This is a genomic window from Stieleria varia, from assembly GCF_038443385.1.
Classification (GTDB): domain Bacteria; phylum Planctomycetota; class Planctomycetia; order Pirellulales; family Pirellulaceae; genus Stieleria; species Stieleria varia.
Map to the genome: position 1 here is coordinate 7,969,889 of NZ_CP151726.1, position 25,466 is coordinate 7,995,354.

Genomic DNA, 25,466 nt, shown 5'->3' on the forward strand with positions numbered 1-25,466 from the left:
GACTCTTTAATGACATGCTCATGATGGGATTGCAGGGCATTTGTTGGCCGACGCAGCAACGCCAGTACCAGTGCCGATGTCCAGTGCAGAATGAGATAGGATGGCGGGTCAAAGAGCTAACCATTCGCTTTTTTCAGACCACTATGGCCTGAGAACGAATCGTTCGCTCAATAGGAAAAAAGCTCCTAGCAGCCGCCCAAACCAAATTCCGGTCCGAACATGCTCCAGAGAGAACGGACTAAAGTAAGCCAGCCGACAGCGGGGTGCAAGTTTACAGGTCGTAGCGGTCAGGAGCCCCGGAGGTTGCCCCGGAGGTTGCCCCGGAGGTTGCCCCGGAACGATCTCGTCAAAACACCCGCTTTTCCAACGCCCAGCATCGGTTTCAACGCATCAAACGGCACTCAAACACCTGTCAGCTGCTAAGCACCGCCCCCCCCAAAGCTACAGGCTGGTGCTATGCGTCCCAAGCCGCCGACCATCAGACCACGAGCCTGGACTGCGACAAGTAAGAGGTTGAAACGCTCTTTTGCCGCCACCGTTTTATTCCCCGTGTCACCTCCACCAAGGAACTTGGGGGAGGTCGAGCAGAGCTGTTTAGGCGAATGCGAGGGAGGGGGTACGTGTGAAGGAAATAGGTTGACCAACGCGGTTTGTAGCGCGTAGCCCCCTCCCTGATCTTGCTTCGCTTGATCCGACATCCCCCAGCTGCGCCGGTGGAGGTGACAGCAGAGCCCGCGCAAACCCATAATGCCACAACCCCAAAACTTTGAGCAGGCCACCACGAGCCACCAAACAAAGACACAAATTCATTCGCCGCCGACCCAATGACAAAACCTACGCGGCTTCGCCCTCGGTGATCTCGCCGTCGTCGCTGACGTCTTCGAATTTGATCGAGACCTGCTTGCTGACGCCCGATTCCTGCATCGTGACGCCGTACAACGTCGTTGCGGCGGTCATCGTTTTCTTGCTGTGCGTCACCACCACAAACTTGCTGTGGTCCAAGAACTCATTGAGCACGGTGACGAATCGACCAATGTTCGCTTCGTCAAACGGCGCGTCGACTTCGTCCAACACACAAAACGGACTGGGACGATACTGGAAAATCGACATCAACAACGCCACCGCCGTCAACGCTTTCTCACCACCGGAGAGCAACGAGTTGCTGAAACTCGGTTTGCCCGGCGGTGTCGCCACGATCTCCACACCGGCTTCCAACGGATCGTCGCTGTCTTCCAAAACCAAGTCCGCATGCCCGCCGCCGAATGACTTGCGATACAACTTTTGAAAGTTCTGCCGGATGGCTTCGAGTGTGTCGAGAAACAATCGCCGTGAATCCGCGTTGATGCGTCCAATGATCCGCTGCAACGAATCTTTCGCCGCCGACAAGTCTTCGTACTGTGAGTGCAGATGGTCGTAGCGTTCCTGCAGCCCCTCCAGTTCCTCGAGCGCCTCCATATTGACGCTGCTGGTTCGCTGCAACTGTTCACGCAAACGCGCGATCTCTGATTCGACTTCTTGTCGGTTCTCAGGCTCTTGCAAATCCTCCGGCGGCTCATCGCCGCGAAGATCAATTTGGTAGTCTTCCTGCAAACGCTCGGCGAGCGAATCCATCCGCATGACCAAGTTGTCGCGACGCGCGTTGAGCGAGTGAACGGCTTCACTGGCAGTCGCAGCCGCCTTCATCGCTTTTTCACTCGCGGCGATCACGTCCCGGTTGGACTGGCGAACTCGCGCGGCGTCTTCGGCCAACAACCGCAGCTTTCGCTCGTTCTGCTCTGCGTCCCAGTGCAGCGTGGCGAGTTGATCGGTCGCATCCAACATCCGAGCGGTCAGCATGTCCAAACGCTGTCGCGCCGCATCGGCCGCACCACGCGCCTCATCGACCGCAGCTTGTCGCTCGCCCTGATCCCGGCGCTGCTGCTCGATTGCTGCCGACAGCGCTTCGTATTTCTGCTCTGCACGGGCAACGTCCACGGAGACTTCCATCACCGCGTTGGTGGCTGCCTGCAACGCCGACTGGGTCTCGCTGATCATCTCATCGATCTCGGCCGAACGCATCTCCAAGGCTTCGATGGTTTCTCGCCCCTGCTTGATGCGGGCTTCCAGACCGACGTCTTCTTTCTTGGCCGCCGCTTGCTCGTCACTGGATGTCTGAATCTCGGACTGCAGTTCTTCGAGTGCTCCCTGACGCGACGCCACACGTTCGCTGGCGTGACGCCGCTCGGCTTCGGCAGCCGCATGCTGAGTCAACAACGCACGATGAGCTTGCTCGGCCCGCCCAAGCTCCGAATCTTGCGTCTCGACCAATTCCAGCAAGCGTGCCATTTCCTCGTCGTTGTCGTGAATCTGAAACGTGTAGTGCTCGATCTCTTCCGCTGCGGCGATCAACTCGCTGCGACGACTGATCAAACCGGTCGCCGTGCCGATCTTGCCGACCACAATCGCGCCATCACTCTCCAGCACTTCGCCCGACTGGGTGACGAACCGCATCTCCTTGCCACCGAGCTTACGCAAGCCCATGGCGGTCTCCAGCGAATCGACCACCCATGTGCTGGAGAGCAAGTGCTGGACGATGGGCAGATGCTCGGGTTCGCATTGCACCAAACGGTCGGCACGCCCCACGACTCCTTGCAAGCCATCCAGCTTGATGCGGTCCGCATCGTGAGTCGCGGGCAACGCGTCGGCACGCAGCAAACCCACGCGGCCATCGATGACCAACTCGGAACGCACGACAGCATCTTGAATCTCGGTGCCCGTCACAACAACGTACTGACTGCGGTGACCCAACGCCGTGTCGATCATCGGTGCCACCGACGTTTCGGCCTTGATCAAATCGGCGACCATCCCGCGAATCGACGACGCGAAACGCTTGGCCCCTCCGTTGTCATCGCTGAGCAACGTGCGCACGCCGCCCGAGACTCCTTCTTGACGTCTTTGCAAATCCTCCAAAACGATGTGCCGCTGACGCACACCTTCCAGCCGCGTCTTCAACGCCGAGTGTTCTTCTTGACGTCGCGACAAAGTTCGACGGTTTTCCTGCGATTTGGCTTCGGCGATCTGAACGTCGGCGGACGCCTTTTGAATCCGTTGTTCCAGTTCGCTACAACGTAGCCGTGTCTTTTCCGCTTCTTGATTCGCCGCCTCCAGAGCCGACTGAGCCGCTTGCAACCGTGTCGCCAAAGTCACCAGCAAGCGACCGGCTTCCGCGATCCGTGCTTGGATGCTCTGACGCGCCGATTCACGATCGGCGACGTCGCGAACGGTGGCCAAGTGCTCGCGTTGAGTCTCATCGCGGCTCTTCAGCACGCCGTCCATTTCCTGTTGGATCTTGTCGCGATGTTGCTCGACTTGCCCGGCACGTTCACGCACAGATGCGAGTTCGTCTTGGTAAGCTTGCAACCGATCCGTGGCGCCGCGTAACTCCGCGGCGGCCGAACCGGCTTGACTACGCAACAGCCTGACACGCCGCAACGCTTTGGCGATCGTCGTACGCAACTCGGCGACGGACGATTTGTCGGCCTCTCGGCGTCCAGCCAATTCCGCGATCGTTTGCGATAAAGTCGACCGGACGGACTCGAGCTGTTGTGCTTCGTCGGCGATCTGTTGCAACTGCGCGTCGGCAGCTTGACGCTGCTGAGTCATCTCCTCACGCTGCTGCTCCAGTTGACTCAGTCGCTCGTTGGCTTGCTGAAACTCCGTTTTGATCTCGTCAGACTCGGACTGCATCTGCGCCCAGTCCGTCCACGCGACCACGGTTCGCAGTTCTTTGAGCCGCTCGGTGGCTTGCCGGTAACGCTCGGCCTTACTGGCCTGGCTGCGAACGCTTTTCAGCCGCGCGCCGACTTCGTCGACGATGTCACCCAATCGGGTCAAGTTGGTTTGCACGCGGGCCAAGCGACGCTCGGCCTCGACCTTCTTGGCTTTGAAGCGCGAGATCCCCGCCGCCTCCTCAAAAATCGCGCGACGATCCTTGGCATTGGCTTGCAACATCCGATCGACTTTTCCCTGTTCGATCAGACTGTATGCGTCGATTCCGATCCCCGTGCCACGGATCAAATCACGGACATCCTTCAGTCGAACGGCCTGATTGTTGATCAGGTACTCGCTCTCGCCACTCCGGTACACCCGCCGCGTGACGTGGACTTCCGGGGCATCGACCGGCAGATTGCCGTCGGCGTTTTCAAAGATGATCGTGGCTTCGGCCGCATTGGCCGCCGCACGCGTCTGCGATCCCTTGAAGATCACGTCGGACATGTCCTTGCCACGCAGACTCTTGGCGCTTTGAGACCCCAGCACCCATTTGATGGCATCGACGATATTGGATTTCCCCGAACCGTTTGGCCCGACGACCACGGTGATCCCGTCCGGAAAATCGAAACGCGTCCGATCCGCAAAGCTCTTGAAACCGGCCAGTTCGAGTGCTTTGAGCATGCGGGGAAACGGAATCGCGGTAAAAGGGGAGGGCAGTCGGCTCGTCAGTGGGGTGGCTGAACTTCACGAAACAGCACCCCTCAAGAGTAGATGAAACACGCTGCCTGGCCTAGCTCTTTTCAAAACAAAACGCCGACCCAAACCCCCTAAAACACTGCAATGCACGCATTTCCAGGCATCGCAGACCTCCTAACCGGCATAACCGGGCGTGTATTCCCGTAGCCGCGTCTCTCGGGAGGTGCGATTAATAAGCTACCGCTTGCGGATTGTCGTTCGACTCTCCGAGTCGACAACGTACAGCGGAGATCGCTATCGACGTGGAACGTCGAGCGACAATCGTCCAATCACCGTAAGATGGGCAATCCTGATCTTGCGATCACGCTCGCTCCGTTTCCCCACCCCACAGCACCTCGCCCACGACGCCATGACGGTTGCCTTTCTGTTCGTCGCCGTCCTGCTGCTGATGGGTGTGGTGCTGAGACAATCCCTCGGCGTGCTTCGCTGGCTCTTTATCCCCGCATCGGTTGTGGCCGGACTGATCGGACTGGTGGTCATTCAGGCGGCAAATGCCGTGGAGCTGCCCATGGCCAACCTCATCGCCAGGAACTTGGCTGAGACCCTCGCCAAGTGGCCGGGATTCCTGATCGCCATCGTGTTCGCTGGCATGCTGCTTGAAAGCACACCGGGCGACTCGCGGGGCTCGGCCCTGACGAATCGCTTCACCCGCGTGGGCAAACAAGGTCTAATGGTGTGGATCATCGTCTTGGGCGAAACCGCCGTCGGCCTGCTCGCAACGTGGCTGTTGGTGCAATCGTATTTCGACGTCCCAAACTCCTTCGGAATGCTGATCGAAACCGGGTTCGCCGGCGGCCACGGCACCGCGGCTGCGATGGGCCAAGTTTACCGGCATCCCTCAATCGACCTGCCCAGCGGCCAAGACCTCGGCGTGCTGATGGCAACCTTTGGACTGGTCTACGGTGTGGTCTCAGGAATCGGATGGATCAACCTCGGCGCACGACTGGGTTGGATTCAACGCACCGACTCGCAACGCAACGCGACAGGAACCCTGGATCGAGAAAGAATCCCGATTGGCATTCAACGTATCGATCGTGACACGATCGACCCGCTGCTATTGCAAGTCATCTGGCTCGCGTTGGCCTTTGGAATCGGACTTGCGTTGCAGTCATTGGTTAGCGCCGATGCGTCCTGGATCGATTCACAGTGGATTCAAGACACAGCGACAACCGACGACGCGGACAAACAACTCAACAACCGACTGACGTTCTCACACGTATTGAACTTTCCGTTGTTCATCTACACGCTGTTCGGCGGTCTGGCGGTTCGCAAGCTGCTGACGGTGACGGGACACGCCGACAAAATCGACAACGCCACGATCAATCGGTTGACGTCCACGGCGATGGAGATCCTCGTCGTCGCCGCAATCGCTTCACTGAACCTCGAGCTGATCTCAACCCTGCTGGGACCCTTCATGATCTTGTTCGTTACTGGTGCGATCTGGACAGCCGTCTGCCTGCTATTGATCTCGCGTTGGATCTTGCCCGCGGACTGCTGGTTCCAACTCGGCTTGATCAACTACGGCATGTCCACCGGCACCACCGCCACGGGCTTTGTATTGCTACGCGTGGTCGATCCGCAACTGAAGACGCAAGCGGCAACGGACTACGCGCTCGCCGCCCCGCTGTCCGCCCCCTTCATCGGCGGCGGCATGATCACCGTCGCACTTCCCTTGTTGGTTTTGGAACGCGTCCCAATCGCATGGCCCGCAACTATCATCACAGGGATCGTCGTAGCATTGATCCTCACCGGCCGCCTCTGGAATCGAAACAAGTTGGAGTCCAGGCTTTAGCCGCTCAGCACTGAACCAGCACTGACATCAGCCCTCAATCGCCTAAAGGCTACACTCCAACGTTGGAGTCCAGGCTTTAGCCGCTCAGCACTGAACCAACACTAAACCAACACTGACACCAGCCCCCAATCGCCTAAAGGCTATACTCCAACGGTCGCATCCCATTCACTCCTCTTTCACCATCAACGCTTCACAACACCCAACCCGACCAACCACTGTTCACACAGTCCCGGCCACTGATCCAAACCCTTCATCCCAACGGCCAATCCCACACCGTGCCGGCCTTTGGGAAACACGTGCATCTCCGCGGGCACACCCGCGCGACGGCATGCCATGAAATACTCAACCGCATTGTCAACCGCCACAACAGGATCGTCCGCCGTGTGAAACAAAAACGTCGGAGGCGTCTCTTTGCTCACCTGCGACTCGTTGGACAACGAGGCCACCAACTCGGCCGGCGCATCCTCACCCAACAGATTTCGCTGGCTGCCACCGTGCGTGTAGGGTTTGTCGAACGCGATCACCGGATAGCACAGAATGCTGAAGTTCGGACGCGATGAAACACGGGCGACCGGATCCGTGGCTTCCTTGTCGCCCTCAAGGAACTTTGTCGAAACGGTTGAGCAGAGGTGACCGCCGGCGGAAAAACCCATCACGCCGATTCGATCCGGGTCGATGTTCCACTCACTCGCTTTGGCGCGAACCGTTTGGATCGCGTGCTGCGCGTCCATCATCGGATAGGGATGCCCGTAGCCCTTGCCCGCGTTTCCTTTGCCACGCACGCGGTAAGTACAAATGGCCGACGAAACGCCCATCGACTGAAACCACTCGGCGATCTGATGCCCTTCGTGCGACATCGCCAGACCGTGATAACCACCACCAGGCAAAATCACCACCGCCGCCGTGGGCGATTCCGACTCCACCAACGTCACCAACAATTGCGGCGTGTCCCCATCACCCGGCTGTTCGACGGTCACACCGGGAGTCCCCTCCAGCCACAACGGCAACGTCATCTTCGCCGGCGACTCCGCACGGACGTTCGTGGCGAACCAAACAAAGACCAATGAGACAGATGCGACAAAGATTCGTGATTTCATGATGCTGGGGTTTCAAAGGGGGACTGAGGTTCAAACGAATGCTCATCATAGCGAAAACCTCGTGCTCATTCGCACAGAGTTCGCCCCCTCTCCCCCAAGACTTTCGCGAATCAATCTAGGATGGTGGCAGCATTTTTCGCGCGAAAGCCTTGGGGGCGAGGGGAGCCAGGATTGGTTTGTGCACTGCAAAACAACACCATGGCTCCCCTCTCCCCCGATTCCTGGCGAGCCTCAAGCGAGCCAGGAATCGGGGGAGAGGGGCAGGGGGTGAGGGGGAAATTCATACGGCCTGTCGACTGATGAATCACTCGATTATCCACTTAAGTCTCCTATCCCTGGTCAGCCTAGAATAGCTTGATCAAACCCTCCGGTATCCGTTGCAAATTCCCCTCGCGATCGATCATCCCCATCGTCACGTCCGCCGTCACCAACGTTTCTTCGCCGCGGGTCACGCGGTAGTGATGCACAACCTTGGCCGAAACGCGAGCGGATCTCAAAACCCGACATGGCTCCCCTCTCCCCCGATTCCTGGCGAGCCTCAAGCGAGCCAGGAATCGGGGGAGAGGGGCAGGGGGTGAGGGGGAGATTCATACGGCCTGTCGACTGATGAATCACTCGATTATCCACTTAAGAATCCTATCCCTGGTCAGCCTAGAATAGCTTGATCAAACCCTCCGGTATCCGTTGCAAATTCCCCTCGCGATCGATCATCCCCATCGTCACGTCCGCCGTCACCAACGTTTCTTCGCCGCGGGTCACGCGGTAGTGATGCACAAATCTTGGCCGAAACGCGAGCGGATCTCAAAACCCGACATGGCTCCCCTCTCCCCCGATTCCTGGCGAGCCTCAAGCGAGCCAGGAATCGGGGGAGAGGGGCAGGGGGTGAGGGGGAAATTCATACGGCCTGTCGACTGATGAATCACTCGATTATCCACTTAAGTCTCCTATCCCTGGTCAGCCTAGAATAGCTTGATCAAACCCTCCGGTATCCGTTGCAAATTCCCCTCGCGATCGATCATCCCCATCGTCACGTCCGCCGTCACCAACGTTTCTTCGCCGCGGGTCACTCGATAGTGATGAACAATCTTGGCTTCCGAAATTGTTTTGATCTCCGTGTGAATTTGAACCAGATCGTCGTATTTCGCTGGCATCCGATAGCGACAGTCCACTCGGACAACGACGACCAATTGCCCCGCCTCCTCCATCTCACGGTAACGCCCACCGACAGCTCGCAACAACTCGGTCCTGCCCATCTCAAAGTACTGCAGGTAAATCGAATGATGCACGAAACCCATCGGGTCGCACTCGTCGTAACGTACGCGGTGCTCAATCGTGTGTTGTCGCATGAACGATCCCTCGTTTGAATGGTTTGAATGACGGTATCCGCTACGACAAAATCTCTTTGATCACCCGCCCGTGTACATCGGTCAATCGAAAATCGCGACCAGAGTAGCGATACGTCAGTCGTTTGTGATCCAACCCCATCTGATGCAAAATCGTGGCGTGCAAGTCATGAATGGGCACCTTGTTCTCCACCACCTGCATCGCCAATTCGTCCGTGGCCCCGTAGGTCATCCCGCCGCGGAATCCGCCGCCGGCCAGCCAGATCGTGTAGCCATCGATGTGGTGATCTCGACCGTACTTGCTCGGATCCTTCACTTGCTGGATCGTCGGTGTACGTCCCATCTCTCCACCCCAAATCACCAACGTGTCGTTGAACATCCCACGCTGCTTTAGATCCTGCAACAACGCCGCGATCGGCTGATCCGACTCGCCCGCCAATCGTGTGATGTTTTTTACCAACGAACCATGATTGTCCCAAGGCTGTCCGGCCCCGTGATAACACTGAACGTAACGCACGCCACGCTCGGCCAATCGTCGTGCGGTCAATAGGTTACGTCCCACGATCGTGTTGCCGTACATCTGCCGCGTTTCAGCCGACTCCTGTGACAAATCGAACGCGTCGGTCCCCGCAGTCTGCATGCGAAACGCAAGCTCCATCGACTGGATCCGGCTCTCCAATCGCTCGTCACCCGGATTCATCAACTGATGACGACGGTTCAAAAACTGCGTCAACGCGACCTGTGCCCGCTGACTGCCCGGGCGAATGTCCGACCGCGTCAGATTCGGAACGATCTGCTTGCCGCTGCTCTCGGTATCAATCGGTGTGCCCTGATACACTCCCGGCAAAAACGCACTGGTCCAGTTCAACGTCTGCGCCGTCGGCAATCCCTTGGGACACAAAGTGATGAATCCGGGCAACTCATCACTCTCGCTGCCCAATCCGTACAACAACCAAGACCCCATGCTCGGCCGGGGCAACGTCGAGTGACCACAGTTGGTCAACAACAATCCGGGCGTGTGATTGGCGATCTCACCCTGCATCGATCGAATCACGCACAAGTCATCGGCGTGCTCGGCGACTTTGGAAAACAACTCACTGATTTCCAAACCGCTCTCGCCGTATCGCTTGAACTGAAACGGTGACCCGAAAATCGAACCGGCACGTTTGCGCTGCGTGTCTTGCAACTGCGACAACACCGAATCGGGCAACGGCTTTCCGTCCAGTCGGTTCAGCTCAGGCTTGGGATCAAACGTGTCCATCTGGGACGGACCGCCGTTGGCAAAGAGATGAATGATCCGCTTGACGCGAGCGGGGAAGTGGGGCGGTTTCTCGGCCAACGGAGACGTGTCTATCGCGCCCGCTGCACCGCCCGCTGTACCGCCGGACTCCGCAGCATCCGCACCCCGCGAATCGGCCAGCAGACCGTACATTGCCAGCGTCCCCAAACTGGTCGACTGCAACAACTGACGCCGCGACAAGGCAGCGAAGGGATCATGTGACTCGTTCATCCGCTCAGCTTTTTCAATCAAAGTATTGGAACTCATTCGACATCATCAACGCTTGTACGACCATCGGCCAAGGAGACTCGTCGAATCGAGACGGCTTGTCCGTGAACCTCGCTTGAAACTCCAGCAAACGCTCCACCTTGGTGATCTCATTCTCCGCCGGCTGTCGTTGCAACACCACATCAAACAAACACGAGATCCTTTCCGCGTCCGTTGCGCAATCTAGAAAACGTTTCGTCTGCGTCACCGCCTTGGCTTGATCCACCACGAAACCTGCATTCATTGTGAACAAGGCTTGCGGAGCCACCACGCTTTCGCCACGCCGCGACTGCGACTGCATCGGACTGGGAAAATCAAACGCACCAAGTGTCGGATCCAAATTGAACCGATTGATGAACCCGTAAATCGAACGCCGCCGAGTGTAGTCACCCTCCCAAAGCGGCCCCGGTCGACCTCCCACCGTTGAGTCCAACTGCTGTGCAACCTGCAGCAAGCTGTCACGAAGTTCTTCGATCGACAACCGTTTGCGATTGGCCCGCCACAGCAAATGATTCTCCCGGTCCTCCGCCGCCGCATCGTCCCGATGCCGACTACGCTGCAAATAAGTCTGGCTGCTGACGATCTGCCGAACCAGATACTTGATCGACCATCCGTGCTCGACAAAATCAATCGCTAAATGATCCAGCAGCTCAGGATGGGTCGGCGCTGTACCTTGCAATCCGAAGTCCGATGGAGTGGCAACAAGGTACGCCCCCATCAGCGATCCCCAAACGCGATTGACGATCACACGCGCCGTCAACGGATTGTCAGGATCGGCGATACGCTGAGCCAACTGCATCCGCAAACTGGCTTCTTCGCCAAACACCTCTTGTTCGGAATCCAAAATCTTCAAGAACCGACTCGGCGCAGGCTCACCTCGCGAGGCTCCATCGCCACGCACAAATACAAATGATCGCGGCCGACTCTGCTTGTCACGGACCACCATCGCGTGCGCAGGCGCTCCGGGATGAAAGGCCCACAACTGAGCCAAATCGGTCTCGCGAATCTTCTCCGCGATCGATCGATTGTTCCCCTTCGCTTTCTTGCCACCCGCCGCATCGATCTGCTTCATGATCTTGGCAAGCTGCTTCTTGTAGTCGGCGGTTTCTTCCTCGCTAGCACGATAACCATCCACCGCTGGCTGTTTTTCTTCGTCCAAAGGATGAATGCGATCCAGCGAAGCGAAAACTCCCCGCAACGAGTAGTAGTCAACTGTCGGCACCGGCTCGTACTTGTGATCGTGACACCGCGCACATGCCACCGTCAGCCCCATCAGCCCTCGCGTCGTCAGATCAATCCAATCATCCAGCGACTCTGCCTGCGAACGATTCGCATACGGACCGACGCCAAAGAAACCCAGGGCAGCGATCTCTCGATCTCCATCACCGTACCCTAACTCATCCGCCGCAAACTGCTCCACCAAGAATCGATCATACGGTTTGTCGGCGTTGAACGAATCGACCACGTAGTCACGATACGTGAACGCAAAGGGAAAGTAGTGCGGGGTCTTGGTGTCGGGACGATACGTGCTGTCGGTATCCGCATAGCGAACCACATCCAGCCACATCCGCGACATGTGCTGACCGTAACATGGATCTTGCATCAATCGAGTGATCGTGTCGGCAATCGCTGAATCCGCATTCTGCTCAAAGGCTGCTTGGAACTCGGTGATCTGCGCCGACGACGGCGGCAACCCAATCAAATCGAAGTGCAAACGTCGGCACAAAGTCCTGGTATCGGCAATCGGCGAAGGCGTGATGCCGTGATCTTTCAATTTTGCAAAGACAAACCGATCAATCGTTGACTCATTCCATTTCTTGTTACTGGCAACCGGCGGCACCGTGTCACGAGGCGGTCGAAACGCCCAATGCTCCTTGGCCCGATCGAACAAGACCTCTTGATCACCCAACTGAGAAAACTCGGTGTCGCCCATGTCCTCCGCAGGTCCGATCGCTCCACCGGAGATCCATTGCTCCAGTACTTTGATCTCTTCGTCACTCAACTTGCCGTCGGGCGGCATCTGCAAGTCGCTGTCGTCATAGCGAACCGCACGAACCAACAACGACGCATCCGCTTCACCCGGAATCACCGCTTTGCCCGTGTCGCCGCCGCCCAGCCAACCCGATGCACGATCCAACAACAACCCACCTTGTTGCTCCTGATGTTCTTCGCTGTGGCACTCATAGCAGTGCCGAACCAACAGCGGCCGAACCTTACTTTCAAAGAACTCAACACCACCCATCTCGCCCGCCCAAGACTGCGTGGAGTCAAACCAACAAAGAAAGATCACAAGGCAGGCAAGCCGCGTCGGAAGGAACCCAAGAAAAGATCGCAACACGGCTGAACAATCCGAAAGGCGGGGCAGGGGAGGGCAGAGCAGAGCACTAAGCATCAAACGGTCTCTAGCATTGTAGACCACCTCGACACCTCCGTCAGCCAGAACAAAATGCAAGCACTACCCATAGTCCTCTCACGCCACCAGGCAACGAAATAACAAAACCTCTCTTCGGTAATCCTCCGAAACGGCATACCCTCTCAACCGTACTGCCCAAGTCATAGGAGAGTCGCCGTGAATCCAAGCCTTGTCAGCCAACCATCACGCTCGTCCGAATCGCTCCCCCATCCCATCCACCGCTACCGCAACGGCCAGCCTTACCGAACCGCTCGCGGCAGACAGGCCCCTCGAAAACCTGTCGAAGACCTGTACTCCGCTCTCGCCGTCATCGATCTCCGACACGAAACACCCACCCCGGCTCGATTTCATCGCCTGATCCAGCGTGAACTCAAGATCCGTGGCTACACCGCTGGCACCGTCTCCGATTACCTTGCCGCCATGCGGTCCCTGTTGCGATGGTTCGGAGGCCAGCCCCACGAACTGGATCGAGAATACGTCAAAGACTACCTCGAATACCTCGTCGACGCCGGCCACTCTACCTCCGATATCGCTGTCCAACTCAGCGCCATCCGCGCGATTTTCGACAAACTCTGTTTCCTTGACATCACCCTGGGCCTCGCCACACCCCGACAACCACGTCGACGTGTTGTCGTTCTCAGCCGCGAAGAAGTCCGACGACTGCTCCAAGCCACGCCGTCGACCCGAGACACGCTGCTGTTGGGCTTGATGTACGCTACCGGAATGCGGGTCAGTGAAGTCTGCCGGGTGCAGAAACGGGACTTTGATTTTGACCGCAATCAAATCTTCATCCGCCAGGGCAAAGGACGCGCGGACAGGCACATTCAACTCCCACAATGCTACCGAGCCCTCCTGCAATCCGTTTGCAGCCCACTGGCTGCCGACGGCTATCTGTTCCCCTCCGAATCCGCCAGCGATCATCGACAGAACCGCCACCTCAGCCCGAGAACCGTCCAGCGAACCATGCAACGAGCATGCCGCGTCGCCGGGATCCAAAAACACGCCACGCCACATTCTCTGCGACACGCGTTCGCCACGCATTCCTTCGAGGACGGATGCGATATCCGACGGATTCAAGCCGTCTTGGGCCACGTCAATCTGGAAACCACGACCATCTATGTCAAAGTCGCCAAGGGACGCACGGACATGCCCAGTCCGCTGGACCGACTGGTCGGCCAGCCGCCTGCGACACCAGCTCCGACAGAATCAGTTGTCGACAAACCAGTCGGTAGGCTGACACTGCATAGCCGTCCCGATCCAGATCCCAGCAGCAATGACATTCAGTTCACACTGGAAATCATCCGACCCGGCCAACCGGTTTCCGCGCCCCGCCATTTTCTTACCGGCATCCGCGCCCAGCAATCTCGCCCCGGTTACGTCACAATCCAACTGCCACCGATCGAGCAGTGGAAACCGGAACTCGCAAAACTACCCAAAGCCCAGGCCGATCGCATCCACGAAGCGGGTTTCTATGAGATGCTTTCCGCTCGCATCACCGCGCACGTCTTGAGCCGTTATCCACGCGAGTAGCCCAGCCGCCGCCGAGATCGCCTGACTCTCGTAGCAAGCAATCAAACTTCTTTCCCCCGCAGCCCCCACCGGCCATCCCCACAGCGGCCGACTTCTCACGCTGCGCGTTGCCATCAAAACAAGGCCTCTCAATCTCCATACAGGCCCACCAACCAGCTTCCACCTGACAACCAATCTTTCCCCAAGCCCCAAAACCCGCTAATCTAAAAGCAATCAAATCCTCCCCGACACCCCACTTTTGATAGGGGGTGTCGCCCAAAAACCCGTTGTGCGGCAACTCATTCGCGATTCTCGTACACTCTCCCCATGCACGAGCACATCAACAAAACGACCGCACTTCAATTGATACTCGATCGGTGGTTGCCAGTTGCCGAATCGAGTTATGGCGTACCGTATACCGCTGAACCTGTATCGGTTGGCCGCGTAGAAATCGGCTGGCTCTTTGAATTTGCACCTACCCAACAGTTCAATGATGCGGGGCGCAAACTGTATAATTTACAGCTTATCGTTGATGACCTCGAACGACGTGTTCACACGGTCGGTACGCCCGGCGTTCAGCGTGCAATAGACCGAATCAAACGTCAGCGCGAATAGCGCTGGCAGCGCCCGTTGCCGCACAACATGGTTTTTACGCTAGGCCTTCGGCACACCGCTGTCGTTTGTTCAAGCCGCCCTCTGCTGGTAGAATCTTTCGTAGTTCAGACATCGTGCGCTTCGTTTAGGGCGGTGTCGTAAAAACCTTCCGTTAGGCGACCTAGCGATATCCCAGGTTCGGGTTGCCTGCGGGGTTCATTAGTGTGCGATTAGTGCGGATTAGTGTTCCCAAAAACTTGGCTGCGCTGAACACTAATATTCGCTAATCGAACACTAATCTCAATCACGATGGTGGCTTCGGTGCTGACCGGTCGCCTAACATGGTTTTGCCGCTAAGCCGCGGCTTCGCCGTTTGAGCGTCGTTCGGTTGGCAAACTTCAATCGCCTCGATAACGTCGCTCGGATGGTCACGCCGCGGACGCCTCTTTTGGTTGTTCAAACCTCACGCTGTAGCTACAAACTATTGTCTTGCCACGTTTTCTCGCTTCGGTCACGAACGGCGTCGGCAAAACCTTCCGTTGTGCGCACCTAGCGTTTCCCGATGGCAGACAACCGCAAACCTCTGATGATTCCGCCCGCCGCTGAGGCAGACGACAACGCTATCGAGATGGCACGCGCATGGATCGCTGAGGGTGGCCTACATTGCGTACTCAACGTCGGCCACTGGCACAAGAATTCTGAGACCAGCGAACCTCATGCGTGGGGCATTATGCTGGCGGACATCGCGCAACACATCTCAAACGCGCTCGAAGACGTCGCGGGACTTGATCGCCGCGAGACGCTCAACTCGGTTGTCGAAGCCTTCAACACTGAAATCAAACACAAAACCTCGCAACATTCCGGACAATGGCCAACAATGGATGATCCTGCGACCGAATTCTGGGATGACACCGACTCGTAGGTTCCGGTGCGTACAACATGGTTTTTACGCTAGGCCTTCGGCACACCTTCCATGTTTGGCAACGCGGGCTGGCCTTGGTACAATTCTCGTAGTTCGGGCATCGCTCGCTTCGTTTAGGGCGGTGTCGTAAAAACCTTCCGTTGTACGCCGCAGCGTATGAGCCATTCAACAATTCAAACCGACATCTTCTTCGCTGAGTTTGATGGCCGCCCGTACGCCTACGGATTATCCAGCGATGAAACACGTGCCACCGCGGAATCGTCGTTTCGATTTGGTGACCCATCCGACGACTATGCCCTTGGAAACTCATGGGCTGTTTCGCCCGACGACTCCGGATGGCGTATTGTGCGCCGCACTTTTCCGGTCACGCATCTTGCGGTTGAATTCGTTGGTGAAATCGGCGTCACTAATCACGTTTCTTGGCAGTGCCCCGAATGCGGAGCGTGGTCATCCGAGGATGTCGAGCACGATGCAGTCGGGCCGTTGCTCGTACATTGTGGTTCTCGCCACCATGCCGACGACGGAATCTGGGTCATACTCAACTGGTGATTCGGCGGCGTACAACATGGTTTTTACGCTAGGCCTTCGGCACACCGCTGTCGTTTGTTCAAGCCTCCATCTACTGGTAGAATATCTGGTTGTTCAAACTTGAATGGCATTGCATCGGCGGTGTCGTAAAAACCTTCCGTTGTGGGACGCTAGCTATTCGTGAGTGACATTTTCCCGCTACTTGAAGCCGTACACGACCGTGAATCATTTGTTGCTTTCGTCATGGCGCTTGCCGCCGAGCGTGAAGCTGCCGCCAAGATCGAAGCCGAGAATCCCACGCGATACATGGTGGACGGCGCGCACGGCTGGGCAAACGCCGACATCCCACAATTCCTCGAGGCTGCGTGCGACGTCTTCGCATCCATGCCGGGAGACGATGAGCCGGAACCAGAGCCAAGCTGGAAGCTTTTCGCCGAGTTCCTCTGGTGTGGCAAAATCATCGAATGATGCGCGGTCGACTTGCAGGTCTTCTCCGATGGAGAGCTTTCTGGTGCTTCCCGCGTCCCACAACATGGTTTTTACGCTAGGCCTTCGGCACACCTTCTGCGTTTGGCCACGCGGGCTGGCCTTGGTACAATTTCTCGTAGTTCAGGCATCGCTTGCTTCGTTTAGGGCGGTGTCGTAAAAACCTTCCGTTGTGCGGCAACTCATTCGCGATTCTCGTACACTCTCCCCATGCACGAGCACATCAACAAAACGACCGCACTTCAATTGATACTCGATCGGTGGTTGCCAGTTGCCGAATCGAGTTATGGCGTACCGTATACCGCTGAACCTGTATCGGTTGGCCGCGTAGAAATCGGCTGGCTCTTTGAATTTGCACCTACCCAACAGTTCAATGATGCGGGGCGCAAACTGTATAATTTACAGCTTATCGTTGATGACCTCGAACGACGTGTTCACACGGTCGGTACGCCCGGCGTTCAGCGTGCAATAGACCGAATCAAACGTCAGCGCGAATAGCGCTGGCAGCGCCCGTTGCCGCACAACATGGTTTTTACGCTAGGCCTTCGGCACACCGCTGTCGTTTGTTCAAGCCGCCCTCTGCTGGTAGAATCTTTCGTAGTTCAGACATCGTGCGCTTCGTTTAGGGCGGTGTCGTAAAAACCTTCCGTTGTGCGGCAAAGACTAACGATGAATTCCAACCGCATAACCACTGACACTTGGTCGAACGCAGCCTCCGAGCAGCTCTACACCAATCGCTGGCCGAATGAACCTGCCGTTGCCGCTCAGGCTGACAATGGGGTCCAGTGCGGCGGCTGTTCGTTCTTTGCTCCATTCAACGCGGATTGGGGACTCTGTTGTCACGCCGATTCTCGCCACCACCTTGAAACGGTCTTCGAGCACTTCTCGTGCCCAGCAATGGTCAACGAACACTGGGGGCCACACAGCTTCACGACTGATACTGAATTCCAATGCCGGTGCGGCGGTCAATCGTCTGAGTACTGGGACAACCTCGTAAAAATCCTTGCGGAAACCGAAAAGCGTGGCAACACCGATTCGTAGCACATTTGCCGCACAACATGGTTTTTACGCTAGGCCTGCGGCACACCTTCCAACTTTGTCAACGCGGGCTGGCCTTGGTACAATCTTCCTTAGTTCAGGCGTCGCTCGCTTCGTTCAGGGCGGTGTCGTAAAAACCTTCCGTTGTGGGACGCTAGGTTTTCGGCTCCTCCGGCAAACGCGTTCTGTTGTTTCGGCTGTTAGTACCTTCGAGCGTTGGTTGGTGATTCGCCATGCAATGGCGCGCGATCTTCGGCGGCGACCGTGGCGGACTGTTTCGTCGCTCAATCTTTTGTTGGCATCAACTCGTGTGCGTTTACCGTATCTCCGATGCCGCGATCTGCATCGCCCGCCGTCGTAGCGCGGACTTCTTGTTCTGGACCTATCGCGATTCGGGAGTCTTTCGTGTATTTCGCGTCTTTCGTGGTTCCCCATGCTCGATTGCGCTGTCCTTGCAATTCCTCCGGGGTGGAGACCGTTTTGGCCCATCAACGCGTCCCACAACATGGTTTTTACGCTGAGGCCCTTCGGGCACACCTTGGCTCTTTGGCAACGGGCCATGGCCTTGGTACAATTTCACGTAATTCAGGCATCGTTCACTTCGTTCATGGCGGTGTCGTAAAAACCTTCCGTTGGGCGACTCAGAGTGAATGACACCCCATACAACCGTGTCGCCAAGTTTACGTGTGTTATCAACGCAGAATCGGGCGTCGGCGTTGAATTCCTACCCGAGCTGGAGGCAACATTTGACTGCATCGTCTGCAAACGCACTCATCGTACTGTCGTCTTCCACCCCGATGAACGGTGGCCCAAATGCACTGGCCGTCAGAACTGCAACGGTTTCTGTGGCGAACTCACGTCGTTTACGCAATCGTCCGATGGGGCGCGATCTGTCGCTGAATACGTCGTCCACTTCGCGTACTTGCCTTTCACTGACCTCAAGCGAAAACGTGATTCTACGGGCAATGTGCCGTGGGGCCGCCCGCACGTCCGTCTGACCTGTTCGTCGTGTGGTGAATCTCGTGACACATCAATCCAAACAAATATTGTGCGACCGTACACGAAGCACTGCGATTGTGGCGTGCCTCTTTTCACCGAGGTTGACGAAATGCCTTTGATCGAATCCTCCGCCACCAGCGCGTAGAGTCGCCCAACATGGTTTTTACGCTGAGGCCCTTCGGGCACACCTTCCAACTTTGTCAACGCGGTCTGGCCTTGGTACAATTTCTGGTAGTTCAGGCATCGCTCGCTTCGTTCAGGGCGGTGTCGTAAAAACCTTCCGTTAGGCGACCTAGTCTTCTCTGATGGCAGACTTTGAAACAGTCCACACGATGACCGACTACTACGATGGCCCGCGCGGTGGCGTTGCGGACTTTCGCGGAACGCCACACGTATACGAATCGGAATTCTCGGACACATTGGGCAACTATACCGATTCGTTCCGCCTCTCTCCAATTACAGACGACCTATTTCAGCTTGCCCTCGAAGATTGGGCTGTCTGGTTGCGATGGAACGCCGCATACAAACGTGGCGACACGCCACACGAAACACATCCAGCTTTGCCCGACGATCGCGCACGCCACGAAGAATTGCAACGACTTCTCAACGGCAAACTTGTAATCGACCCTGACAATTTCGTTGTCGCTACCGGCGAGTTTCGCTTCACCGAATCCCTAGATCAAGTGCGATGGTCGGTTGCTCCACCGGTCGCCTAACATGGTTTTTACGCTAAGCCGCGGCTTCGTCCTTGGAGCATTGCTTGGTTTGCCTCGTCGTTCACTTCGATGACGCGTTTTGGTTTGCCACGCCGCGGACACCGCCTCAGTGGCAACCTGGCAATCCTTTGGTAAACTGTTTGGTGTTGCGACGCTTTTTGACTTCGGAGAGAAGCGGTGTCGTAAAAACCTTCCGTTGGGCGACACAGTGCAACCACCAGCCTACGTTTCGCTGATCCACTCGGAATTCGTCCAGCTTGCAGGTGACGTCGGGTCCGATCTATTGGTGTTGGAAGAACTTGGAATGATTCGCTCTGGTTCTTGCTGGCAAATTCCATTTTCCCAATCCAACCCAAGTGCCTTTGAAGACCGAACGCTAATTGAACTTGTCTCCCAGCTTCGTTCGTTGGGCGTGAAGTTCGGTGAGGACTTCAAGCAGATGTGTGACCCTGCCACGTACATGCGTGAGCTTCGCTCGCGTAGCGCACTCGATGGCGGCTTTGACACAATCGCATTTCGTGGCCCACAAGATTGGATCATCACGACGGTGCCGTAAGTGTCGCCCAACATGGTTTTTACGCTAGGCCTTCGGCACACCTTCGTTGGTAGGCAACGGGCGCTGGCATTGGTACAATTTCTGTTGATTCAAACTCCACCGCTTCGTTTGAGGCGGTGTCGTAAAAACCTTCCGTTGTGCGGCAACAACCGATGGAGAGATTCAACTTTGCCACCGCTTGGATTTTCGCTTCGGTAACCGCCGATGGTGGCGTTGACCTTCCGTTGCTCATTGGCGCGGCCGACTCTCTCAATCACGCGATCCCAACTGTTGGCGAAATAACTCGCTCGCTCAAGGCGTTGTATCGTTGCGGACTCGTGGACATCCTTGATGGTCGCATCTTACTGACTCCTCACGGTCGTACTGTTGCCGACGATGGCTTCGCGCGTCGCGGCGGGCGTTTCTCCATCCCCGACAACATGCGCAAATCGCTCGATGCGGCGAACCATCCTTCGGTCGACTCGGAACCCGACCTCTCGTTCGTCACCGATGAAACTGTCTCGGCAGCGTTCCAAGAATACCGCAAGATGTTGGGGACCTGACTGGCACTTCAGTTGCCGCACAACATGGTTTTGCCGCTAAGCCGCGGCTTCGCCGTTTGAGCGTCGTTCGGTTGGCAAACTTCAATCGCCTCGATAACGTCGCTCGGATGGTCACGCCGCGGACGCCTCTTTTGGTTGTTCAAGCCTCACGCTGTAGCTACAATCTATTGTCTTGCCACGTTTTCTCGCTTCGGTCACGAACGGCGTCGGCAAAACCTTCCGTTGTACGACTCAGCCGTAAGATGAGTGACGCCCTTTCTGACCTTGAATCCCAATGGCGCGCGGCGGGACTGACCGTTCGGCTCAATCCCTCTGTTTACGGCGATGGATTGCTCGCCTACGAATCTGTCGATGGCCCGCAGGGACTCACAATCTTGCACGATGCCGTGTTCATCTTCACCGAATCTGGCCGCTGGGGCGCGTGGTGGCCCGCTCGCAATCACGAGCGCCCTGATCCCCAATACGCTGCGTTCTCCGACGTAATTGCTGCCGTATCATCTGAGAATCAATGGTCAATCGCACTTCCTTGAGTCGGACAACATGGTTTTTACGCTAGGCCTTCGGCACACCGCTGTCGTTTGTTCAAGCCGCCATACGTTGGTACAATTTCTGGTAGTTCAGACATCGTCCGCTTCGTTTAGGGCGGTGTCGTAAAAACCTTCCGTTGTCCGGACCAGAGCTTTAGATGCGTGGCGATCTCCAGTGGCACAAGACCGAACTCGCCGCGCGTGAGGCTAATGGTCGTGGTGACCGCGAACTTGCGATTCAACTGATGGCACAGGCTGTCACTGAAGCCCGCGATCCATCACTTCCGTGGCATGAATTACAATCCGCGCTCGCTGGCAGCGCACTTTTTCACGAACATGTAACGTTTGATTTTGCGCTTGCCATGGCGCACTACCGCGAATCGCACGAGATTCTGTCATCAAATATCGGCGCTGACGCTCGTGAATCCGTGTCTTTCGCTGAGTGTATGGCGGAATGTGCCGCAAAACTCTTGGACGACTCTGATTGAGACCGTTTCCTCGCTTCACTGGCCGGACAACATGGTTTTTACGCTAGGCCTTCGGCACACCTTCCATCTTTGTCAACGCGGGCTGGCATTGGTACCATTTCCCGTAGTTCAAACATCGCTCGCTTCGTTCAGGGCGGTGTCGTAAAAACCTTCCGTTGTCCGCCCTAGGTCTTTCTGATGACCAGCATACTTCATGTCTTCGCTGGCACATTTCTATCCCGCAACGAAGCGTGCCTCTACACCGAGCCACAGTGGGAACCTGAGCCTAGCGACACCGTGAGCGACGACGAGTACGCCGCTTGGGAGAACCGCAACCCATCTTGGGGCTTTTGCGACGACCTCGGCGATGTTTACCTTGATTCGGACTTCATCGAAACTATCGACGGCGACGAACGCTACTCCTACCTTGCTTCTTACTTGGTCAATGGCTCCGACTTGGGGCGCGTTCGTGCCGCGAATCCTGATGCCAACACATTGCTTTTGGTCTTTCCAGACGCGTTTGGCGGTTTTGACTCTTCCCTCCGGTCAACGCCCAAGCTGACGTATTGTGGCGGGTTTGATTTTCGCTGGCCGTAACGGTGATTCACGGGCGGACAACATGGTTTTTACGCTAGGCCTTCGGCACACCTTCGTTGGTAGGCAACGGGCGTTGGTATTGGTACAATTTCTCGTGATTCAAACTCCACCGCTTCGGTAACGGCGGTGTCGTAAAAACCTTCCGTTGTGCGGCAACAACCGATGGAGAGATTCAACTTTGCCACCGCTTGGATTTTCGCTTCGGTAACCGCCGATGGTGGCGTTGACCTTCCGTTGCTCATTGGCGCGGCCGACTCTCTCAATCACGCGATCCCAACTGTTGGCGAAATAACTCGCTCGCTCAAGGCGTTGTATCGTTGCGGACTCGTGGACATCCGTGATGGTCGCATCCTGCTCACTCCTCACGGTCGCGCTGTTGCCGACGATGGATTCACGCGTCGCGGCGGGCGTTTCTCTATCCCCGACAACATGCGCAAATCGCTCGATGCGGCGAACCATCCATCGGTCGACTCGGAACTTGACCTTTCGTTCGTCACCGATGAAACCGTGTCGGCAGCATTCGAAGAATACCACAAGATGTTGGGAACCTGATTGGCACTTCAGCTGCCGCACAACATGGTTTTTACGCTAGGCCTTCGGCACACCTTCCCTGTTTGGCGACGCGGGCTGGCCTTGGTACAGTTTCTCGTAGTTCAGGCATCGTTCGCTTCGTTCAGGGCGGTGTCGCAAAAACCTTCCGTTGTACGCCTCAGCAAAATGAACAATCCACGATACGATGGAAAACCGCTCCTTCGCTTGGTTGAACTTTGGATACTCTGGGTGATTGGCGAACTCGACTCTGCCGATGCGGACCGCCTCACCGAAATGGAACCCAATCTCCGCCAAACTTGGTCTCTGGGCGGTTCTTGGCATGAAATGATTGAATCACTGCTTGAGATTCCCTCGGCCATGCCTGATGAACTCCGCAGCATGTGGCAACGCAACGCTGAGAAAGCACGAGAGAATAACCTCGAACCTCCTGCTGAGATGTTCGCCCAGTCAATTGCGGATCAATTGACGTCGTAAAGCGTATTGGTCGTTCAACGGCCTACAACATGGTTTTTACGCTAGGCCTTCGGCACACCTTGGCTCTTTGGCAACGGGCCATGGTCTTGGTACAATTCCTCGTAGTTCAGGCATCGTTCGCTTCGTTTAGGGCGGTGTCGTAAAAACCTTCCGTTATGTGCCGCTACCTCAATCGAGTGCAACGTTGATCCAGCTTATCCAGCGCGTCCTCGACTCTTCGCTTTTGACACGGGATCTCGTGTTTGTCCCGGATCGCGGCGCAACGGACACCGAAATTGCCGCGGCATTCGATGGACGATGCAGCGGGTCGCTGGCTAAACTCTTACGCAGATGGAACGGCCTCGATCTCGACGTAATTCGCATCCACGCTGTTGGCGATTCCGTCGACTCGCTCCCAACCGTCGCTGATTCTTGTCACGGGACTGTGATCGCATCCGACCCGTCAGGTTTCCGCTACGTCCAACTACCGGACGGTTCCATTTCATCTCTCGACCACGATGGCGGGACTCTCGTTTCAGTCGCGATCGACTTTGACGACTTCATCGGCAATTACATTTTCGGCAACCGGGCTGCTGAATTCTGCGGCGATGAATGGGCTGCTGATGTCGCGTCCTCGCTGGCATAATCGCGGCGGCTAACATGGTTTTTACGCTAGGCCTTCGGCACACCGCTGTCGTTTGTTCAAGGCTCTCTCTGGTGGTAGAATCCCTCGTAATTCAAACATCGTTCGCTTCGTTTAGGGCGGTGTCGTAAAAACCTTCCGTTGTGCGGACAATCATTTATGCGTTTCCGCTACCCAACGAAATCGGAATGGCTTGTGATCGCCGTCGTTGTCGCGTTGCTGGCCTTGATTGTGCCACCGACGCCCCATTAACGCGAGACATCCAGCCAGTCATGCCACATCTGCGGGAATCGGCGCGTCTTGATTCGCGTATATCGCTGGTGGTCCCTCCACGGCAACACGATCGAACCTGTTGTTGGTGCTGAATACCCCATTCCCGAGAACCACACACACGAATGGTGGCAATACAGTTCAACATACAGCTCATGGTCCAAGAAGTGGGCAGCCGACAACTCCTCGCAATACAAGGATGGCCGATTCGTGTGGAAACCGTGATGCCGCACAACATGGTTTTTACGCTCGGGACTTCGGCACACCTTGGCTCTTTGGCAACGAGCCATGGCTTTGGTACAATTACTCGTAGTTCAAGCATCGCTCGCTTCGTTTAGGGCGGTGTCGTAAAAACCTTCCGTTGTGTGACCTACCGGAAACGCCTCGCGACGGAACGCTCAATGAAATTCACACTGCAATCGTTCGCCGTGACTGGGTTGGCGTGCATCGTGCTGGCCGGATGTTCGTCGCCTGAATCAGCCCGTGACCCGCTCGGGATCGACCGCGCGGTCAATGACTATTACTTTCCCAACGGTGTCCCTGCCGCAAACGGTCATTCTGACTCCGTGGGCAGCGACGCGGACGCTGGCGGGGCCGTTGATTCATCCGCAGTGGACGATCTGCCGTAGGTTTCCGGTCACATAACATGGTTTTTACGCTAGGCCTTCGGCACACCGCTGTCGTTTGTTCAAGCCGCCCTCCGTTGGTACAATTTCTCGGAGTTCATGCATCGTTCGCTTCGTTCAGGGCGGTGTCGTAAAAACCTTCCGTTGTGCGATCCTAGGTGTTCCAAATGCCAAAGTTTGGTTGCCGTTGTGGACACACGATTTCGCTAGTCGCCGTTCCTTCGCCCCACGAGGCGAGCTTGATTTCCGATGCTGACTTCGACGAATTCTGCGTCCGCCGTACCGCTGCCGTCGACGCTTTCCTCGTCGCTGTTCGTGATGGCCGACGCGACGAATGGATCACCGAATTCTATGGGCGTCCACCGTTCGGCATCTCGGACGGCTCTATCATCGACGACATCATTACTCGCGCAGACGAATTCTCCGTTGGCATCACAATTTGTCCCGAATGTGGTCGGCTCTATCGCCAGCGCGAGCAGGAAACGAACGAATGGGACTGCTATGTCCCTGAACCTGAATAGCGGGGCCGGGCGGACAACATGGTTTTTACGCTAGGCCTGCGGCACACCTTCCTCCTTTGGCAACGCTCGCTGACCTTGGTACAATCTTTCGCAGTTCAGGCATCACTCGCTTCGTTCACGGCGGTGTCCTAAAAACCTTCCGTTGTGCGACCTAGCGAATGTTAGATGCAGAGCGACAATCCGCTTTCGAGTCCGGTGCGAGATGCGCGGATATTGGCGGCGA

26 protein-coding genes are annotated in these 25,466 nt (G+C 56.6%); 18 read left to right on the forward strand and 8 right to left on the reverse strand.

Annotation, left to right across the window (positions count from 1 at the left end; genetic code table 11):
- Positions 1-834: 834 nt before the first annotated feature.
- Entirely contained in the window at positions 835-4,431 is a 3,597-nt protein-coding gene (smc, locus tag Pla52nx_RS26810) for a chromosome segregation protein SMC (protein WP_146518969.1), read from the reverse strand.
- 424 nt (positions 4,432-4,855) lie between these two features.
- Between smc and Pla52nx_RS26815 the strand changes: the two genes are divergently transcribed.
- Positions 4,856-6,298 (forward strand): sodium/glutamate symporter, encoded by a 1,443-nt coding sequence (locus Pla52nx_RS26815; RefSeq protein WP_146518970.1) that lies wholly within the window; start codon positions 4,856-4,858, stop codon positions 6,296-6,298.
- A 182-nt stretch (positions 6,299-6,480) separates the two neighbouring features.
- On the opposite strand, the gene Pla52nx_RS26820 is transcribed toward Pla52nx_RS26815, so the two are convergent.
- The 6 genes from Pla52nx_RS26820 to Pla52nx_RS26845 form a co-directional block, all read right to left on the reverse strand.
- Positions 6,481-7,395, reverse strand: a complete 915-nt coding sequence (locus Pla52nx_RS26820; RefSeq protein ID WP_231741817.1) for an alpha/beta hydrolase — start codon at positions 7,393-7,395, stop codon at positions 6,481-6,483.
- A 344-nt stretch (positions 7,396-7,739) separates the two neighbouring features.
- Entirely contained in the window at positions 7,740-7,892 is a 153-nt protein-coding gene (locus Pla52nx_RS26825) for a hypothetical protein (protein ID WP_342190265.1), read from the reverse strand.
- A gap of 154 nt (positions 7,893-8,046) precedes the next feature.
- The gene (locus tag Pla52nx_RS26830) at positions 8,047-8,169 is read right to left on the reverse strand and encodes a hypothetical protein (RefSeq protein ID WP_342190266.1); all 123 of its coding nucleotides are present in this window, start codon (positions 8,167-8,169) and stop codon (positions 8,047-8,049) included.
- 185 nt (positions 8,170-8,354) lie between these two features.
- Positions 8,355-8,741, reverse strand: coding sequence for an acyl-CoA thioesterase (locus Pla52nx_RS26835; RefSeq protein WP_146518971.1), 387 nt, complete (start codon positions 8,739-8,741; stop codon positions 8,355-8,357).
- Positions 8,742-8,781: 40 nt separating this feature from the next.
- Entirely contained in the window at positions 8,782-10,248 is a 1,467-nt protein-coding gene (locus Pla52nx_RS26840) for a DUF1501 domain-containing protein (RefSeq protein ID WP_146519628.1), read from the reverse strand.
- A gap of 13 nt (positions 10,249-10,261) precedes the next feature.
- A complete protein-coding gene (locus Pla52nx_RS26845) occupies positions 10,262-12,622 on the reverse strand; it encodes a PSD1 and planctomycete cytochrome C domain-containing protein (RefSeq protein WP_197454369.1) in 2,361 nt (786 codons plus the stop codon).
- 231 nt (positions 12,623-12,853) lie between these two features.
- Here Pla52nx_RS26845 and Pla52nx_RS26850 point away from each other — a divergent pair, with 231 nt between their 5' ends.
- From Pla52nx_RS26850 to Pla52nx_RS26865, 4 genes are all read left to right on the forward strand, one after another.
- Positions 12,854-14,227, forward strand: coding sequence for a tyrosine-type recombinase/integrase (locus tag Pla52nx_RS26850; RefSeq protein WP_146518973.1), 1,374 nt, complete (start codon positions 12,854-12,856; stop codon positions 14,225-14,227).
- A gap of 306 nt (positions 14,228-14,533) precedes the next feature.
- Positions 14,534-14,821, forward strand: coding sequence for a hypothetical protein (locus Pla52nx_RS26855; RefSeq protein WP_146518974.1), 288 nt, complete (start codon positions 14,534-14,536; stop codon positions 14,819-14,821).
- Positions 14,822-15,362: 541 nt separating this feature from the next.
- Positions 15,363-15,722: a DUF5076 domain-containing protein gene (locus tag Pla52nx_RS26860; protein ID WP_146518975.1), complete on the forward strand. Its 360-nt coding sequence runs from the start codon at positions 15,363-15,365 to the stop codon at positions 15,720-15,722.
- A 156-nt stretch (positions 15,723-15,878) separates the two neighbouring features.
- Entirely contained in the window at positions 15,879-16,271 is a 393-nt protein-coding gene (locus Pla52nx_RS26865; RefSeq protein WP_197454370.1) for a hypothetical protein, read from the forward strand.
- Between the two features lie 204 nt (positions 16,272-16,475).
- On the opposite strand, the gene Pla52nx_RS26870 is transcribed toward Pla52nx_RS26865, so the two are convergent.
- Entirely contained in the window at positions 16,476-16,784 is a 309-nt protein-coding gene (locus tag Pla52nx_RS26870; protein WP_197454371.1) for a hypothetical protein, read from the reverse strand.
- Between the two features lie 162 nt (positions 16,785-16,946).
- Between Pla52nx_RS26870 and Pla52nx_RS26875 the strand changes: the two genes are divergently transcribed.
- The 13 genes from Pla52nx_RS26875 to Pla52nx_RS26935 all read left to right on the forward strand — a co-directional run bounded on the left by Pla52nx_RS26875 (position 16,947) and on the right by Pla52nx_RS26935 (position 25,243).
- The gene (locus Pla52nx_RS26875) at positions 16,947-17,234 is read left to right on the forward strand and encodes a hypothetical protein (protein ID WP_146518974.1); all 288 of its coding nucleotides are present in this window, start codon (positions 16,947-16,949) and stop codon (positions 17,232-17,234) included.
- Positions 17,235-17,405: 171 nt separating this feature from the next.
- Complete coding sequence (locus tag Pla52nx_RS26880; RefSeq protein ID WP_146518978.1) at positions 17,406-17,777, forward strand: hypothetical protein; 372 nt, start codon at positions 17,406-17,408, stop codon at positions 17,775-17,777.
- Between the two features lie 1,301 nt (positions 17,778-19,078).
- On the forward strand, positions 19,079-19,489 hold the full coding sequence (locus Pla52nx_RS26885) for a hypothetical protein (RefSeq protein WP_197454372.1): 411 nt from the start codon (positions 19,079-19,081) through the stop codon (positions 19,487-19,489).
- 109 nt (positions 19,490-19,598) lie between these two features.
- Positions 19,599-20,045 (forward strand): hypothetical protein, encoded by a 447-nt coding sequence (locus Pla52nx_RS26890; RefSeq protein WP_342190267.1) that lies wholly within the window; start codon positions 19,599-19,601, stop codon positions 20,043-20,045.
- Positions 20,046-20,197: 152 nt separating this feature from the next.
- Complete coding sequence (locus tag Pla52nx_RS26895) at positions 20,198-20,587, forward strand: hypothetical protein (protein WP_197454373.1); 390 nt, start codon at positions 20,198-20,200, stop codon at positions 20,585-20,587.
- A 242-nt stretch (positions 20,588-20,829) separates the two neighbouring features.
- The gene (locus Pla52nx_RS26900) at positions 20,830-21,117 is read left to right on the forward strand and encodes a hypothetical protein (RefSeq protein ID WP_146518984.1); all 288 of its coding nucleotides are present in this window, start codon (positions 20,830-20,832) and stop codon (positions 21,115-21,117) included.
- Between the two features lie 155 nt (positions 21,118-21,272).
- Positions 21,273-21,602, forward strand: a complete 330-nt coding sequence (locus tag Pla52nx_RS26905) for a hypothetical protein (RefSeq protein ID WP_146518985.1) — start codon at positions 21,273-21,275, stop codon at positions 21,600-21,602.
- Positions 21,603-21,779: 177 nt separating this feature from the next.
- The gene (locus Pla52nx_RS26910) at positions 21,780-22,178 is read left to right on the forward strand and encodes a hypothetical protein (RefSeq protein WP_197454374.1); all 399 of its coding nucleotides are present in this window, start codon (positions 21,780-21,782) and stop codon (positions 22,176-22,178) included.
- A gap of 162 nt (positions 22,179-22,340) precedes the next feature.
- The gene (locus tag Pla52nx_RS26915) at positions 22,341-22,730 is read left to right on the forward strand and encodes a hypothetical protein (protein WP_197454375.1); all 390 of its coding nucleotides are present in this window, start codon (positions 22,341-22,343) and stop codon (positions 22,728-22,730) included.
- 165 nt (positions 22,731-22,895) lie between these two features.
- Positions 22,896-23,204, forward strand: a complete 309-nt coding sequence (locus tag Pla52nx_RS26920) for a hypothetical protein (RefSeq protein ID WP_197454376.1) — start codon at positions 22,896-22,898, stop codon at positions 23,202-23,204.
- Between the two features lie 238 nt (positions 23,205-23,442).
- On the forward strand, positions 23,443-23,829 hold the full coding sequence (locus Pla52nx_RS26925; protein WP_146518990.1) for a hypothetical protein: 387 nt from the start codon (positions 23,443-23,445) through the stop codon (positions 23,827-23,829).
- Between the two features lie 668 nt (positions 23,830-24,497).
- Positions 24,498-24,725: a hypothetical protein gene (locus Pla52nx_RS26930; RefSeq protein ID WP_146518991.1), complete on the forward strand. Its 228-nt coding sequence runs from the start codon at positions 24,498-24,500 to the stop codon at positions 24,723-24,725.
- A gap of 164 nt (positions 24,726-24,889) precedes the next feature.
- Positions 24,890-25,243 carry a hypothetical protein gene (locus Pla52nx_RS26935; RefSeq protein WP_231741819.1) on the forward strand — a complete coding sequence of 118 codons (354 nt, stop codon included), beginning with the start codon at positions 24,890-24,892 and terminating at the stop codon, positions 25,241-25,243.
- Positions 25,244-25,466 lie beyond the last annotated feature (223 nt).